This is a genomic window from Rhodococcus sp. O3, from assembly GCF_048897285.1.
Lineage (GTDB): Bacteria > Actinomycetota > Actinomycetes > Mycobacteriales > Mycobacteriaceae > Rhodococcus.
Genome location: NZ_JBMBTE010000039.1, coordinates 1 through 14,336, shown reverse-complemented (window position 1 = coordinate 14,336; position 14,336 = coordinate 1). Strand labels below are relative to the sequence as shown.

At 70.0% G+C, this 14,336-nt stretch carries 15 protein-coding genes and 1 pseudogene; 7 read left to right on the top strand and 9 right to left on the bottom strand.

Annotation, left to right across the window (positions count from 1 at the left end):
- Positions 1 to 35: 35 nt before the first annotated feature.
- From ACN675_RS13345 to ACN675_RS13335, 3 genes are all read left to right on the top strand, one after another.
- A complete protein-coding gene (locus tag ACN675_RS13345; RefSeq protein ID WP_420751295.1) occupies positions 36 to 932 on the top strand; it encodes a universal stress protein in 897 nt (298 codons plus the stop codon).
- A 73-nt stretch (positions 933 to 1,005) separates the two neighbouring features.
- Entirely contained in the window at positions 1,006 to 2,046 is a 1,041-nt protein-coding gene (locus tag ACN675_RS13340) for an LLM class F420-dependent oxidoreductase (RefSeq protein WP_420751294.1), read from the top strand.
- A gap of 36 nt (positions 2,047 to 2,082) precedes the next feature.
- Positions 2,083 to 2,988 (top strand): universal stress protein, encoded by a 906-nt coding sequence (locus tag ACN675_RS13335; protein WP_197250510.1) that lies wholly within the window; start codon positions 2,083 to 2,085, stop codon positions 2,986 to 2,988.
- Between the two features lie 66 nt (positions 2,989 to 3,054).
- On the opposite strand, the gene ACN675_RS13330 is transcribed toward ACN675_RS13335, so the two are convergent.
- From ACN675_RS13330 to ACN675_RS13320, 3 genes are read right to left on the bottom strand one after another with little or no spacing between them, the layout of a single operon-like run.
- Entirely contained in the window at positions 3,055 to 3,306 is a 252-nt protein-coding gene (locus ACN675_RS13330; RefSeq protein WP_420751293.1) for a hypothetical protein, read from the bottom strand.
- Positions 3,303 to 4,250 carry an acyl-ACP desaturase gene (locus ACN675_RS13325; protein WP_420751292.1) on the bottom strand — a complete coding sequence of 316 codons (948 nt, stop codon included), beginning with the start codon at positions 4,248 to 4,250 and terminating at the stop codon, positions 3,303 to 3,305. Before ACN675_RS13325 ends, ACN675_RS13330 begins: the two co-directional genes overlap by 4 nt.
- Positions 4,251 to 4,273: 23 nt before the next feature.
- Positions 4,274 to 5,197: a nitroreductase family protein gene (locus ACN675_RS13320; RefSeq protein ID WP_420751291.1), complete on the bottom strand. Its 924-nt coding sequence runs from the start codon at positions 5,195 to 5,197 to the stop codon at positions 4,274 to 4,276.
- A 183-nt stretch (positions 5,198 to 5,380) separates the two neighbouring features.
- Between ACN675_RS13320 and ACN675_RS13315 the strand changes: the two genes are divergently transcribed.
- A complete protein-coding gene (locus tag ACN675_RS13315; protein ID WP_420751290.1) occupies positions 5,381 to 6,028 on the top strand; it encodes a response regulator transcription factor in 648 nt (215 codons plus the stop codon).
- Between the two features lie 28 nt (positions 6,029 to 6,056).
- Here the strand turns inward: ACN675_RS13315 and ACN675_RS13310 are convergent, their stop codons facing one another.
- Genes ACN675_RS13310 through ACN675_RS13295 form a run of 4 tightly spaced genes read right to left on the bottom strand, consistent with a single transcriptional unit; the run spans position 6,057 to position 10,348 of the window.
- Complete coding sequence (locus tag ACN675_RS13310) at positions 6,057 to 7,703, bottom strand: GAF domain-containing sensor histidine kinase (RefSeq protein ID WP_420751289.1); 1,647 nt, start codon at positions 7,701 to 7,703, stop codon at positions 6,057 to 6,059.
- Positions 7,700 to 8,344: an alpha/beta family hydrolase gene (locus tag ACN675_RS13305; RefSeq protein ID WP_420751288.1), complete on the bottom strand. Its 645-nt coding sequence runs from the start codon at positions 8,342 to 8,344 to the stop codon at positions 7,700 to 7,702. The genes ACN675_RS13310 and ACN675_RS13305 overlap by 4 nt, the downstream gene beginning before the upstream one ends.
- 56 nt (positions 8,345 to 8,400) lie before the next feature.
- Positions 8,401 to 9,471: a tellurite resistance/C4-dicarboxylate transporter family protein gene (locus tag ACN675_RS13300; RefSeq protein WP_420751287.1), complete on the bottom strand. Its 1,071-nt coding sequence runs from the start codon at positions 9,469 to 9,471 to the stop codon at positions 8,401 to 8,403.
- A 10-nt stretch (positions 9,472 to 9,481) separates the two neighbouring features.
- Positions 9,482 to 10,348, bottom strand: a complete 867-nt coding sequence (locus ACN675_RS13295) for an Fpg/Nei family DNA glycosylase (protein ID WP_420751286.1) — start codon at positions 10,346 to 10,348, stop codon at positions 9,482 to 9,484.
- A 114-nt stretch (positions 10,349 to 10,462) separates the two neighbouring features.
- Between ACN675_RS13295 and ACN675_RS13290 the strand changes: the two genes are divergently transcribed.
- The 3 genes from ACN675_RS13290 to ACN675_RS13280 are packed head-to-tail and all read left to right on the top strand — an operon-like array spanning position 10,463 to position 12,111.
- Positions 10,463 to 11,263, top strand: coding sequence for a thymidylate synthase (locus ACN675_RS13290; RefSeq protein ID WP_420751285.1), 801 nt, complete (start codon positions 10,463 to 10,465; stop codon positions 11,261 to 11,263).
- A complete protein-coding gene (locus ACN675_RS13285; RefSeq protein ID WP_420751284.1) occupies positions 11,260 to 11,751 on the top strand; it encodes a dihydrofolate reductase in 492 nt (163 codons plus the stop codon). Before ACN675_RS13290 ends, ACN675_RS13285 begins: the two co-directional genes overlap by 4 nt.
- Positions 11,752 to 11,784: 33 nt before the next feature.
- On the top strand, positions 11,785 to 12,111 hold the full coding sequence (locus ACN675_RS13280; RefSeq protein ID WP_420751283.1) for a cupin domain-containing protein: 327 nt from the start codon (positions 11,785 to 11,787) through the stop codon (positions 12,109 to 12,111).
- A 4-nt stretch (positions 12,112 to 12,115) separates the two neighbouring features.
- Here ACN675_RS13280 and ACN675_RS13275 read toward each other — a convergent pair whose 3' ends face one another.
- Together ACN675_RS13275 and ACN675_RS13270 are read right to left on the bottom strand one after the other, a co-directional pair.
- Positions 12,116 to 13,645 carry a carboxylesterase/lipase family protein gene (locus tag ACN675_RS13275; protein WP_420751282.1) on the bottom strand — a complete coding sequence of 510 codons (1,530 nt, stop codon included), beginning with the start codon at positions 13,643 to 13,645 and terminating at the stop codon, positions 12,116 to 12,118.
- Positions 13,646 to 13,700: 55 nt separating this feature from the next.
- Positions 13,701 to 14,336 (bottom strand): annotated as a pseudogene (locus tag ACN675_RS13270) (hypothetical protein); the annotation flags it as partial.

Sequence of the window (14,336 nt, the reverse complement as noted above, 5' to 3'; positions counted from 1 at the left end):
TACCCGAGCCCGAGGTGGCGGGTTAGCCTCGGATCGTGACGCTTCCAGAAGGCAACAACCAGGTGGTCGTCGGTGTGGACGGATCGGCCGCCGCGACATCGGCGGTGCGCTGGGCCGCCGCGACCGCGGCGGCTCGCGAGCTCGTGCTCCGCATCGTCCACGTCATCGACTTCTCGCCGACCGGCTACGCCGGGGCGCCGTACGTCGAGTCCGCGAAGGTCTTCGAATGGGCCGAGGAGGACGGGCGGGTCATGCTGTCCGACGCCGTGGCCGCTGCTCGCGCGGTCGCCCCGGACGTGCGGATCGAGACCACGCTCGTGCCGGCCGGTGGATCGCACTGGTTCGTCGAGGAGTCCGAACGGGCCCGCATGATCGTCCTGGGTGCCTCCGGCAGCGGGCGGCTCGGGCAGGCCCTGCTCGGTTCCACCCCGATCGTGGTCGCGAGCCACGGGCACTGCCCGGTCGTGGTGGTGCGCGGTGACGAGCCCGACCCGACCGCGCCCGTCGTCGTCGGGGTGGACGGCAGCCCGGTCAGCGAGCGCGCCGTCGCCGCCGCGTTCGAGGAAGCCTCGCAGCGCGGGGTCCCGCTCGTCGCCGTCCATGTCTGGAGCGATGTCAAGGTGGGAACCTTCTCCGGGGCCGACCGGGCCGAGCTGCTCGACCCGCGGGCGTTCGAGGACAGCGAGCAGGTGCTGCTCGCCGAACGCCTCAGCGGCTACTGCGAGCGGTACCCCGATGTGGTCGTGCATCGCGAGGTGTACCTCGACGGACCGCGCATGCACCTGCAGGCGTGGAGCGAGAAGGCGCAACTCGTCGTCGTCGGCAGCCGCGGCCGCGGTGGCTTCACCGGCCTGCTGCTCGGTTCCACCAGCAACGGTCTGATCCGGGAAGCGCACTGCCCGGTGATGGTGGTGCGTCCCGCGAAAGCGTGAATTGCTGACGGTAGGGTTCGGGTGCACGGTTTCGACGAGTGCCCTACCGGGCGCCGCACGATTGGGGAGATGCATGCGCATCGGGATGGGATTGAACTACAGCGGCGGATTCGCCGAGACGGCGGCCGAGGTCGCAGACCTGGAGCGGGCCGGTCTCGACATCGTCTTCGTCCCGGAGGCGTACTCGTTCGACGCGGTCAGCCAGCTCGGCTACCTCGCCGCGAAGACCAGCCGGGTCGAGCTGGCGTCCGGCATCTTCCAGCTGTACACCCGGACCCCGAGCCTGACCGCGATGACGGCGGCCGGTCTCGACTTCGTCTCCGACGGCCGCTTCGTCATGGGGATCGGTGCCTCCGGCCCGCAGGTCATCGAGGGCTTCCACGGCGTCCCCTACGACGCGCCTCTCGGGCGCACCCGCGAGATCGTCGACATCTGCCGGCAGGTGTGGCGCCGCGAGAAGGTTCAGCACCAGGGCAGGTACTACCAGATCCCGCTGCCCGCCGACCGCGGCACCGGCCTGGGCAAGCCGCTGAAGATCATCAATCAGCCGGTGCGGGAACGCATCCCGATCGTCATCGCGTCGCTCGGCCCGAAGAACGTCGCGATGACCGCCGAGATCGCCGAGGGCTGGGAGCCGATCTTCTACTACCCGGAGAAGGCCGCCGAAGTCTGGGGTGACTCCCTCGCGAAGGGCAAGGCCAAGCGCGACCCGTCGCTCGGCGACCTCCAGATCTACACCACCCCGGCGCTGGCCATCGGCGAGGACGTCGACCACATGCTCGAATGGATCAAGCCGCACCTCGCGCTGTACATCGGCGGCATGGGCGCCAAGGGCAAGAACTTCTACAACGACCTCGCCGTCCGCTACGGCTACGCGAAGGAAGCCGAAATCATCCAGGACCTCTACCTGGCGGGCAAGAAGCAGGAAGCCGCCGCCGCGGTGCCCGACGATCTGGTGCGCGCCGTCTCGCTCATCGGACCGGAAGGCTATGTCCGCGAACGCGTCGCCGCATTCGCCGAATCCGGTGTCACCACCCTGTCGGTGACTCCGCTCGCCGCCGACAGCGCCGGCCGGATCCGCCTGATCGAGCAACTCCGGGCGATCTGCGACTGACAGACCCACCGAGTCAACATCGAGAAGAGGACACAGATGAGCGATCCCAAGCCGATCGTCGTGGCCGTCGACGGATCGGAAGCGGCAACCACCGCCGTGATCTGGGCGGCACGCACCGCCGCGGCCCGTGGCCTGCCGCTGCACATCGTCACCGTCGTGCACGTGCCGTCGTTCTACTACTCCGAGCCCTATCTCGCGCAGAGTTTCCATCAGGAGATGAAGGACACCGCGCGGGCACGGCTGGACAGCTCCGCAGTCCTGGCGCGGCAGACCGCCGAGGAGATCGGCCGTCCTCTCGAGGTGACCACCGCGCAGGTCGAAGGGAAGGTCGCGCAGACCCTCGTCGACCTGTCCGCCCATGCCCGGCAGCTCGTTCTCGGATCGCGTGGTCTCGGTGAGGTGAAGGGCCTGCTCGTCGGTTCGGTAACCCTCGCGGTCGCCGCGCACTCGCACGCACCGGTCGCGGTGGTCCGCGGGCGCACCCTCGACGGGGCACCGCCCGCCGAGGGGCCGGTCGTCGTCGGTGTCGACGGCTCCGAGTCCTGCGAGGCCGCCGTCGAGGTCGCGTTCGAGGAGGCCGCGGCACGACGAGCGACCCTCGTCGCCGTCAACGTGTGGAGCGACGTCAGCGTTCAGCCGTCGCTCGGTGCGGTGCCCGAGGATCCGCAGTGGAGCACCATTCAGACCGGGGAGGAAGTGGTGCTCGCCGAACGCCTCGCCGGGTTCCGGGAACGCTACCCGGACGTCGTGGTGGAACGCGTGGTCGCGCGGGACCGGCCGGTGCGGGTTCTGAGCGAATATGCCGAGACCGCACAGCTTCTCGTCGTCGGCACCCGTGGTCGCGGGGGATTCAAGGGCCTGCTGCTGGGTTCGACCAGCAACGCACTCATCCAGACCGCGGACTGCCCGGTGATCGTGGTGCGCCCGTACGACGCGCCGTGACCGGGTGACGGTTCGGTCCCGCCTGGTGGGGCCGAACCGTCACCCGAGTCGGGATTCGGCTGCGACTCAGCCGAACTCGTCGAGTCCCCGCTCGCGGAGTTGCGCCCACACGTCCGCCGGGTGCACCCCGCGGCGGATCGCGTCGTTCTCGATGAGAACTCCCAGCATCAGCGACGTCAGATACGCGGCGTCCTCCGCGCGTTCGGTCGCACAGCGGGCGCGCAGCCAGCCGGATGTGTTCTGCTGCTTGGCGTTTCGCGCCATCTCCAGGACCGCGTGGAACAGCTCGTCCGTCGGCTTGTCGGTCGGCGCGCTCACGCGTCGACCTTCTCTTCGCGCCTGGCCTGCCGGGCGAGTGCGCGGTCGCGGGACTCCTCGAACCGCACCGCCTGTGCCTCGAGGTCCACCAGGAACCGGTCGAGCTGCTCGCGCAGATCCTCACCGCGCGCACCGAAGTCGGTGCGTTCGAAGATCCGCCACTTGCGCAGCACCGGCTGCACGACGTCGTCGAGATGCTGACGCAGGTCGTAGATGCCGCCCTTGGCGATGAGCACCGCGTTGCGCCGGAAACCCGCCATCGACGCGCCCGGCATCTGGAAGTTGGTGAGAATCCGCACGACCGCCTCGAGGGCCTGGTCGGGTGCGATGTCGAGCGCCCCTTCGACGATGTTGCGGTAGAACATCATGTGCAGGTTCTCGTCCGCGGCCACCCGTGCGAGCATCCGGTCCGCGATCGGATCACCGCAGGCCTTGCCGGTATTGCGATGGGAGACGCGGGTCGCCAGTTCCTGGAAGGTCACGTACGACACCGAATCGAGCATCGACGTGGCGCCGGGCGCGAACCCGTTCGTCATGTGCTCCATCCGCGCGTTCTCGAGCGCCACCGGATCGACCCCGCGGGTGACCACCAGGTAGTCGCGCATGACGATCGAGTGCTTGTTCTCCTCGGCGGTCCACCGCCCCACCCACGTGCCCCACGCCCCGTCGAAACCGAAATGCTCGGCGATCTCGCGGTGGTACGACGGAAGGTTGTCCTCGGTGAGCAGATTGGTGATCATCGCGGCCTTCGCCGTCTCGCTGAGCGAGGACTGCTCCGGATCCCAGTCGACGCCGCCCAGCGCCGCGAAGTTCCGGCCGTCGTCCCAGGGGACGAAGTCGTGCGGATGCCAGTCCTTCGCCATCGCCAGGTGCCGGTTGACGTTCTCCTCGGCGACCGGCTCGAGTTCGCGGAGCAGTTCGATGTCCGTGAGTCGTCTTGTCACAGTGCGAATCCCTCGTCTCGGTGTCAGTATCCGATGCGCATGATCAGTTGCGGCCGTCCCGGCAGGGCGAGCCGCTCGGCGAACCGCGCCGCCGAGTCCTCGACGCGCAGGGGGTGGGTGAGGACCGACGCCGAGAGCCTGGCGTCGACCGCGGCCAGCCAGGCACGTTCGACCGCGATCCCCACCCGGATCAGATCGAGCGGCTCCGACGTGGCCGTGGTGAACACCAGCACCGACTCCCGGTCGATCGCCTCGGCGAGAGCGGTGGTGTTGGGAATGCCGGTGGTGACCAGCGCCTTGCCGGCGGCGCCACCCACATCCAGGCCGGCGTCCCAGTCGGTGACGACCTCCGCGCTGCCCTCGGGCTGCCAGTGCGACGTCCACGAGAACATCTCGCGCTGGTAGTGCGGGTTGCGGCGAACCTCCTCCGCCGAATAGGTCAGCGTGTCGGCCAGGACCGGCGCCTCGTCGGACGCCAGCAACCGCACCTGCACACCGGGTACCTCGGCGACCGCGGCCATCACGTCCGCGAGGGTCTCCGCCGCCACGGGAATCCGTGCGAACGATTCACGATGACTGCGGCGATGCGAGATCGCGGCATAGAAGCGCAGGTCGGAACCCGACGGGGGATGCGCCTCCACGGCGTCGACCCGCGCGATCAGCTCGGGTCGTTCCGGGTCCGGCAGGAGCGTGGTTCGAGTGCGCCAGCCCAGGACGCGGATGCCCAGTTCGAGGTTGGCCAGTGCCGTCCCGCACGAGATCAGCCGGTCCGGCCGCAGCGGATCGAGACCCGGTTCGGCGAACTCGAGCCGCTCGTCGAGTTCCGCGGAACGGCCCGGCAGGCGCAGGTTCCAGGGCTGGGTGTCGTGGATCGAGGGCGCCTCGATGACGGCGCGCGCGATGATCTCGGTGTCTCCGGTGGTCCAGGTGTCGCTCGGGACGGCCATGTCGAACTCCTCGTCTCGTCGGGCACCTCACGCAGGTCACGGATGTTTCCACGAGGATCGCTCGTCGCCGGTGCTGCGCGCAGCGGGCGAAGGTCCCGAAACCGTCGTCGAACGGCCCGACGTCGCCACGGTTGCACCGAACTGGGACGATGGACCCGACCGTGTGAAAGGAAGGTGGCTCCGATGCCTCGAGTGTTTCTCGTCGACGATCACGAAATCGTCCGGCGTGGTCTGGTGGACCTGCTGAGCAGCGTGCCGGATTTCACTGTCGTCGGTGAGGCGGCGTCGGTGGGGGAGGCGCTGGCGCGCATCCCCGGCAGCGGTGCCGAGGTGGCGGTGCTCGACGTGCGTCTGCCGGACGGCAACGGTGTCGAGTTGTGCCGTGAGCTGCGTGCGCGGATGCCGGAACTGCGGGCCCTGATGCTCACTTCCTACGCCGACGACGAAGCGCTGTTCGACGCGATCATGGCGGGCGCGTCCGGGTTCGTGCTCAAGCAGATCCTGGGCACCGACCTGGTCTCGGCGATCCGGACGGTCGGGGAGGGCGGGTCGCTGCTCGACAGCCGCGCCACCGCCGCGCTCATGGATCGCATCCGCGCCTCGCGGACCGCCGATCCGCTGGCAGAGCTGTCCGAGCAGGAACGTGCCGTCTTCGAACTGATCGGTGAGGGCCTGACCAACCGGGAGATCGCGGAGCGGCTGTTCCTGGCGGAGAAGACGATCAAGAACTACGTCTCGCGGCTGCTGTCGAAACTGGGCATGCAGCGGCGCACGCAGGCCGCGGTGCTGGCGACCGAACTGCGCAAGGAACGCGGGAACGGTCCCGCCTGACCGGGCCGACCCTGCCGGAGCGGCCCGGTCAGAGCGGCACCGTCCACAGCACGCGGGTACCGCCGTCCGGGCCGGGCCCGATGCTGCACTCGCCCGCGCACTGCTCGGCGCGGCGTTCCAGATTCGCCAGACCGCTGCGACGCGGGGTCGGCGGCAAACCCGTTCCGTTGTCGACGATCTCGATGGAGAACGTCTCGCCGGCGGTCACCGAGACGGTGATCTTGTCGGACTGCGAATGCCGCAGCGCGTTGCTCAGCCCCTCCCGCAGCACCGCCTCGGCGTGCGGGTGGATCCGGTCGGGGACGAGCGTGTCGATCGGCCCGACGAACTGCACGTTCGGGGCGACGGACGAGTGGATGCTCAGGTCGCCGACCGCGTCGAGCAGCCGCCGGCGCAGACTCGACGATGCCGCCGCGCCCGTGGTGTGCAGGTCGAAGATCGTGGTCCGGATCTCGCGCACGGTCCGGTCCAGCTGTTCCACCGCATGCTGGACCACTTCCGAGACCCGCTGGGGATCGGCACCGGGCACCATCGCACTCTGCAGGCTCATGCCGGTGGCGAACAGGCGCTGAATCACGTTGTCGTGCAGGTCCTGTGCGATCCGATCGCGATCGGCGAGGACGTCGAGCAGCCGCTTCTTGCGTTGCTGCTCGGCGAACTCGAGTGCCACCGCGGCGAGATTCGCCATCGATTCGAGGTGCGCGACGTCCTCGCTGCTCCACGGGTCGGTGCCGGGTGCCCGCGTCACGATCAGCACACCGGTGACGGGGGAGGTCGCCGACAACGGCAGCACCACCGCGCTGCCCGCAGTACCCGCGCCCGCCGACGGCAACCCCTCCAGAGTCTCGGTGCGCACCGGGCGCCGCGATCGAAGAGCTTCCAGCACAGGCGAATCGGTGAGATCGATGAGGACCGGACCGGTCGCCGGTGCGGCGGGTGACGCCGCGCGCACAGTGCCGTGCGAGCCGTCGACCAGGACGACGAAAGCACCGGCACCGCGCGCGAGGTCGCGGACCTGACCGGTGAGCGACCCGAGCGTTTCGTCGACCGACCCGCCGACGAGCAGGCGCGCGTTGATCGAAGCCATCGCGGCCAGCCAGCGTCCACGGGTGACCGAACCCTCGAACAACCGGGCGTTGTCGACGGCCATACCCGCCGAGGTCGCGAGGACCTTGATGATGACCTCGTCCTCCTCGGTGAACGCCGGAGCGCCCAGCTTCTCGGTGAGGTAGATGCTGCCGAACACCTTGCCGCGGATCATGATCGGCGTGCCGAGGAAGCTCTTCATCGGTGGATGGTTCGGCGGGAACCCGACCGAGGCGGGGTGCGTGGACAGGTCCCCCAGCCGCACCGGTTTCGGGTCGTTGATGAGCAACCCGAGGAGACCGCGGCCCTCCGGCAGGTGACCCATCCGGCTGCGCTCGGTGGGATTGATTCCCTCGTACACGAATTCGGACAGGCCACCGTCCGCGGCGCGGACCCCGAGCGCGCCGTAGCGGGCGTCGAGCAACGACACCGCGGTCTGCACGATGCGCTGCAGCATCGAATCGAGTTCGAGACCCGACCCCACCACCAGCACGGCCTCGAGCAGTCCGCGCAGCATGGCCGGGTCGGTGTCGGCGTCGTCGAGCCGGCTGCGCAGTTCGGACAGCAGGCTGTCGATGGGCTCGCTCACAGTGCCTCCTCGAGCAATTTCAGCACCGCGGCGACCGCCTCACCGGACGGGTCGGTTTTCGCGCGGCTCAGGTCGTGACCGGCGGCAGGCACCTCGACGAGCGCGGTCGCCGCCGGGATCAGCGTGGATGCCTCCAGCAGTTCGTCGACGGTCCCGAACGGGTCGCGGGCGCCGTGGACGAACACCGTGGGCACCGCGACGTCCGGCAGGTGCTCGGTGCGGGCCTTCTCGGGCTTGCCCGGCGGATGCAACGGATACGACAGCAGCATCAGCGCGTCGGCGATCTCCGGCTGCTCCGCGACGAGCATCGACGTCTGCCGTCCCCCGTAGGAGACACCGCCGAGCAGCAGCGGACCGTCGGTGCGGTCCCGCAGTGCGGCCGCGGCCGCGGCGACCCCGGCACGGTCCTCGGCCGCGCGCGACGGCTGCGGCGGACCCTTGGGATTGCGCCGGCGGAACGGCAGGTCGTACCGCAACGCGAGGAACCCGTGCTCGGCGAAACGGTCGCACACACGCTGCAGGATCGCGGCGTCGCTGGTGCCGCCGGCGCCGTGGGTCAACGCGACCGCGCCGCGCGGCGGGCCCTCGGGAACATGCAGGCTGCCGCGCACCGTCTCGGTGTCCACGAGTTCGACGCTCACACCCGATACCGTAGCCGTCCGCCCAAATCGGACTCGGGCGATGTCACCGTCGTCGATCACGTCCCGGTGTCGGCGGCTCCGGAGGTGCGGGTGGGGTCGCGCAGCACCCTCGTCCAGACCCGGTGCAGCATCCCCGCGAACACCAGGACCCAGGCAACGACCGCGACCCATAGTTCGACGGCACCGACCATGCCGACGAGGGGCAGCTCGTCGGCGCGCCCGAGGTAGATCCCGGCGACCGCGTACATACCGAGCGGGAACACGATCGACCACAGCGACGAGTCGTAGGTCAGCGGAACCCGGTGGGTGCGGTGACGCCACCAGCCCGCCGCGATCAGCGGCGGGAAGAGCCAGGTCGCGAATGCCCAGATCACGACGGCCAGGCCGGCGATCAGTCCGCGGGTGGCCTCGACCATGGGTGCGTCGGCCATCTCCACAATGCGGGAGCCGGCCACCACGGTGATCGAGCACGCGCCCATCGACACCCAGTAGGGGGCCGTCAGTTCGGTCGGGCGCAGCGGATACTGCAGGAGTCGTGCCGCCACGAAGATGCCGGCCGCGGCGTAGAGGAACAGGCCGACGCCCCACGTGAAGACGGCCACCGCCGCGAGCAGCCGTTCGAAATCGCGGTACACCGGTTGCAGGGTGGCCGCGGCGATCGCGACGGATTCGCTCGCGACCACCCAGACGAACCAGGTGCCGTTGGCCTTCGCGAGCACCGGGCGCTGGGTGGTGCCGAGGACCGCCGTCCACGGAATCACGTAGCCGAGCACCAGCCAGGTGACGGCGGCGACGACGAGCAGCACCGCCGCGGTCGAATGCCAGCCCTCGGTGATCAGGCGGATTCCGAGGACGTTGCTGCCCGCGATGAAGGTGAAGAACCCGAACGCGCGGCCCGAGTCGGCCAGGTCTGCGCGCATCTCGTGCCGGAACACGATCAGCCGCCACAGCGACAGCACCACCAGCACCGCGTACCCCGCGGCCGCGACGACCAGTACGGCCGTCGACGCCACCGAGTGGCCCTGCAGGTGCAGCCCGATCGAGACGATGCCGGCGGCCATGACGAACGCGAAGTAACCGGGCGAGAGCGCGCGGACCGAGTCGCGCATCCGAGTCGAGATGTCCACCTCGTGCAAGCTACTTCAGTAACCGGGACAGTTTCCGGTCCGCGAGGATCTTGCCGCCGGTCTGACAGGTCGGGCAGTACTGGAAGGACCGTTCCGAATACTCGACCTGGCGGACGGTGTCGCCACACATCGGGCACGGCAGGCCCGTACGCGCGTGCACCCGCATCCCGGACCGTTTCTCGCCCTTCAGGCGCGCGGCGTCCTGTCCGACCGACCGCGCGACCGCGTCGGTGAGGGTCGCGCGCATCGCGTCGTGCAGGGTGTGGATCTGGTCCTCGGTGAGGCGGCCCGCGGTCGCGAAGGGCGACAGGCGTGCGGTGTGCAGGATCTCGTCGGAGTAGGCGTTGCCGATCCCGGCGAGGACGGACTGGTCGACCAGGACGGTCTTGAGCCTCGACGTGCTGCCGTGCAGCAGCGTCGCGAGGTCGTCGGCGGTGACGTCCAGCGCGTCCGGGCCGAGCCGTGCGATGCCGGGCACCCGCTTCGGGTCGTCGACGACCCAGACGGCCAGCCGCTTGCGGGTACCGGCCTCGGTGAGGTCGACGGCGGGGGTCGTCGCGTCGGGGGTGAACAGGTGGATGCGGAGGGCGAGCGGTCCCTTGCCGGGGCGGGGTGGTGTGGGGGACGGGTCGTCGATCCAGCGCAGCCACCCGGCTCGCGACAGGTGGGTGACGAGCGCGAGGTCGCCGCAGTCGAGGCACAGGAACTTGCCGAAGCGGCGCGCGCCGGTGATGTCGCGGCCCTGCAGGGCCGTGATCGGCGGGTCGGCGGTCTGCAGCACGCTGATCGACGCGACGTCGATGCGGCCCACGACCGATCCGACCGCGTGCTCCCGCAGGAACCCGGCCAGCGCCTCCACCTCGGGGAGTTCGGGCATGGGTGCAGCCTACGGCTGCCCGTGTCCATTTGTGGCGGCTCGAGCCGCCCAAAAGGCACACGGGCGGCGAAGCCGCGCATACGGCTGTCGGCGGCGCCGCCTAAACTTGCCGGCGTGACTGTGCCGACCCCGTACGAAGACCTGTTGCGCCTCGTCCTCGAGACCGGCACCCCGAAGGCCGACCGCACCGGGACCGGGACGCGCAGCCTGTTCGGGCATCAGATGCGCTTCGACCTCGCACAGGGATTCCCGCTGATCACCACGAAGAAGGTGCACCTCAAGTCCATCGTGTACGAGCTGCTGTGGTTCCTGCGCGGCGACTCGAGCGTGCGGTGGCTGCAGGAGCACGGCGTCACCATCTGGGACGAATGGGCCGACGCCGACGGCGAGCTCGGACCCGTCTACGGCGTGCAGTGGCGGTCCTGGCCGACCCCGAGCGGCGAACACATCGACCAGATCAGCCAGGTCCTCGAGACGATCCGCAATAACCCGGATTCGCGGCGCATGATCGTCTCCGCCTGGAACGTCGCCGACCTCGACGACATGGCGCTGATGCCGTGCCACGCGTTCTTCCAGTTCTACGTCGCCGACGGCAAGCTCAGCTGCCAGCTCTACCAGCGCAGCGCCGACCTGTTCCTCGGCGTGCCGTTCAACATCGCCAGCTACGCACTGCTCACCCACATGGTGGCGCAGCAGACCGGCCTCGAGGTCGGCGAGTTCATCTGGACCGGCGGCGACTGCCACATCTACGACAACCACGTCGAGCAGGTCACCGAGCAGCTCGGGCGCGAGGCCTACGAGTACCCGACGCTGAAGCTGAACCGCCGGGATTCGCTGTTCGACTACGAGTTCGAGGACGTCGAGGTCGTCGGCTACCGGCACCATCCGGCGATCAAGGCGCCGGTGGCGGTGTGACCGGGACGCTGACCCTGATCTGGGCGCAGGCCCGCGGCGGCGTCATCGGACGGGACGGGACGATCCCGTGGCACATCCCGGAGGACATGGCGTTCTTCAAGGAAGCCACGATGGGGTTGCCCGTCGTCATGGGACGGCTCACCTGGGATTCGCTGCCTGCGAAGTTCCGGCCGCTGCCGGGCCGGCGCAACATCGTCGTCACCCGCAACCCCGACTGGACCGCCGACGGAGCAGAGGTCGCCGGCAGCGTCGAGGCGGCACTGGGCCTCGTCGACGGAACCGACGCCGCCGTCATCGGTGGCGGCCAGATCTACGCGCAGGCGATGCCGCACGCGACGCGGCTGCTGGTCACCGAGGTCGATCTCGACGTGGACGGTGACGCCGTCGCCCCCGAGATCGGACCCGGGTGGATGATCACCGAACAGGGCGAATGGCAGCAGTCCCGTTCCGGCGTCCGGTTCCGCTGGGTCGGGTACTCGCGAACCTGAGACCGCGCCCGCGGGGTGGGCCATACTGCGAACATGGACAAGCTCTCCCTCACCGCCATGGCCCGGCAGCAGCTCAAACTCGCGGCGTCGTCGAGCAACGGGCGCAGTTCGCAGACCGTGCTCGGCGGTCACACCAAGCACCTTCGGCAGACGGTGATCGCGCTGCTCGCCGGACACGAACTCGGCGAACACGACAGCCCCGGGGAGGCGACCATCCAGGTCCTGTCCGGGCAGTTGTCGCTGATCGCGGGGGACCAGTCCTGGAAGGGGTCGGCCGGGGATTTCCTCGTGATTCCCCAGACGCGGCACAGCGTGGCCGCCCTCGAGGACGTGGCGTTCCTGCTGACCGTGGCGAAGTGATCCGCTAGGGGGACACGGGCTGTCCGGGAGCGCGGTAGCCCGCGTAGCCCTCCCAGGCGAGCCGGCGTTCACGCCGCGGATCGTGTTCCACCCGGGTCGGCACGTCGAAGATCGTCGTCGCGCGGTCCCGCCCGTCGTACTGCGGCCACGACGGCAACGGCTCACCGTGCCGTGCGAAGTGCAGCCACTGCCGTTGCACGGCGTCGCTGACCAGACGCAGCCCGCGGCGACCCCCGAGCGCCGTGTACGCCCGGCCCAGCGGGGTGTCCACCTGGTCGAACACCGACAGCAGTTCCACCGCGTGCGTCGCATCGAACCCGGACACGCGTGCCAGCCGGGGCGCGAAGTCGAAGCGATAGCTGTAGGTGGGCGCGAACCGCGAATGAGCCTGCGCGATCTGGATCGACGGGTACCAGAAGGTGAGGTCGCCGCCGAGATCGACCGCGGCACGTTCGCCCGGATAACCGGGATAGGCCGACACCACGCGGTCGCGGGCCGCTTCGTCGGTGAGCGCGAACATCCGGTCGATGCGGTCCGGGTTCGTCGGCAATGCGTCGAGGAAACGCGGGAACAGGGCACCTTCCCGGTCGTTGGTGCCGATGATCAGCGGAACCCGGTGCGCCGCACCCGATTCGTACGCTTCGAGCGGGTGGGTGGGCAGGAAGTCGCCGTCGACCACCGGGCCGAAGACGTGCAGGCCGGGGGAGGCGTGCAGCGTCTCCCGGGACAACCGGTTCCCGGCGCGGCCGAGTTCGGCGGGCGACGCGGCATCGAGCGCGGTCGCCGCGGAATCCGGGTCGGCGCCGAGCAGTTCGACGAAACGCGCGGCCCACTCGGCGGCACGCGGCGCCTCGACGACGAGATTCGGTGCGGAACTCTGCGCGATCGCCTGCGCGAACAGGCCGCGCGCGGCGGGGGTCGCCAGCAGAGTGGTGACCGCGTTGCCGCCCGCGGACTCGCCGAAGACGGTCACGTTGCCGGGGTCGCCGCCGAACGCGGCGATGTTGCGCTGCACCCATTCGAGGGCGGCCACCTGGTCGCGCAGCCCCAGATTGGAGTCGAATTGCCGGGCCGGGGTGGAGAACGACGAGAGATCGAGGTAGCCGAGGCTGCCGAGCCGGTAGTTGAGCGACACGTAGACCACGTCGCCGCGGCGCACCAGTGACTGTCCGCCGTAGAGCGACAGTGCACTCGTGCCGAGCGTGTAGGCACCGCCGTGCACGAACACCATCACCGGGCGCGGCGTCGCCAACCGGGCGGCGGGAGCGATGACATTGAGGGTCAGGCAGTCCTCGCTGATCGCCAGGCGTTCCCGGCTGCCGGTGAAGGCGCCTCTCGGGGCCTGGCACGCCGCATTGCCGAAGCGCGTCGCGTCGAGTTCCCCGGTCCACGGCTGCACCGGCTGCGGCGCCCGCAGCCGCAGCGGGCCGACCGGCGGCTGCGCGTACGGGATGCCCCGCCATGACAGGAGGTCGCCGACGCGGCTGCCGCGGACCGCGCCGTCGGCGAGTGTGACGAGGGTCTCGGGCGTCATGAGCGCAACTGTACGTGACGGGCCGTCACAGCTGCCCGTGTTCGCCGTCCCACGGTCACCAGGGCCGGGCCTCGAGGCCGCGATCCGCGAGTTCGGCATCGGCGTACACGCGCAGGGTCGCCGCGTCCGGGAACCGATCGGTGTCGAGCGCGACGAGCGAGAGCGTGTAGTGCCCGCCGAGCCTGCACAGGTAGGCCGACAGATGTGTCGACGTGGTTGCCCGGGGTGCGGGCAGGCCGGGGTGCATCGCCCGTGCGGCGAAACCCACGGTGCGGTGCGGTCCGAACGTCGTGAGGCTCTCGGGGATCGGTCCGATGTTGGAACACAACACGTCTCGCTCGCCGGCACCCGCCGCGAGCCGCGCGGCCAGCCGGTCGGGGACGAGTTGCAGGATCTCGTCGGGGATGCCGTGGGGAGCGCCTTCGGGCGGTCGCCGGTACGCCTCGCGTGCGGCCTCGCGGATCTGCGCGGGGCTGTCCGCCGGCCCGACGACGACCTCGGTGGTCGTCACGCCGTTCGCGGCGGTCCCGGCGTTGCGGGAGTCCACCGGCACCGCGATCCGCACGGGTGAGGGCACCCCGGCGTGACGGGCGATGCCCGCGCCGACGGCGAGGAACAACGTATTGGGGGTGCCGCCGTCGGCCTCGGCCGCCCGGTCCCATCGTGCGGCGTCGATGTCGAGCAGTGCCGT

Coding starts and splice junctions, on each gene's coding strand:
- ACN675_RS13340 (WP_420751294.1), top strand. CDS start 1,006: ATGCGCATCGGGATGGGATTGAACTACAGCGGCGGATTCGCCGAGACG.
- ACN675_RS13335 (WP_197250510.1), top strand. CDS start 2,083: ATGAGCGATCCCAAGCCGATCGTCGTGGCCGTCGACGGATCGGAAGCG.
- ACN675_RS13320 (WP_420751291.1), bottom strand. CDS start 5,197: ATGGCCGTCCCGAGCGACACCTGGACCACCGGAGACACCGAGATCATC.
- ACN675_RS13315 (WP_420751290.1), top strand. CDS start 5,381: ATGCCTCGAGTGTTTCTCGTCGACGATCACGAAATCGTCCGGCGTGGT.
- ACN675_RS13295 (WP_420751286.1), bottom strand. CDS start 10,348: ATGCCCGAACTCCCCGAGGTGGAGGCGCTGGCCGGGTTCCTGCGGGAG.
- ACN675_RS13280 (WP_420751283.1), top strand. CDS start 11,785: ATGGACAAGCTCTCCCTCACCGCCATGGCCCGGCAGCAGCTCAAACTC.
- ACN675_RS13275 (WP_420751282.1), bottom strand. CDS start 13,645: ATGACGCCCGAGACCCTCGTCACACTCGCCGACGGCGCGGTCCGCGGC.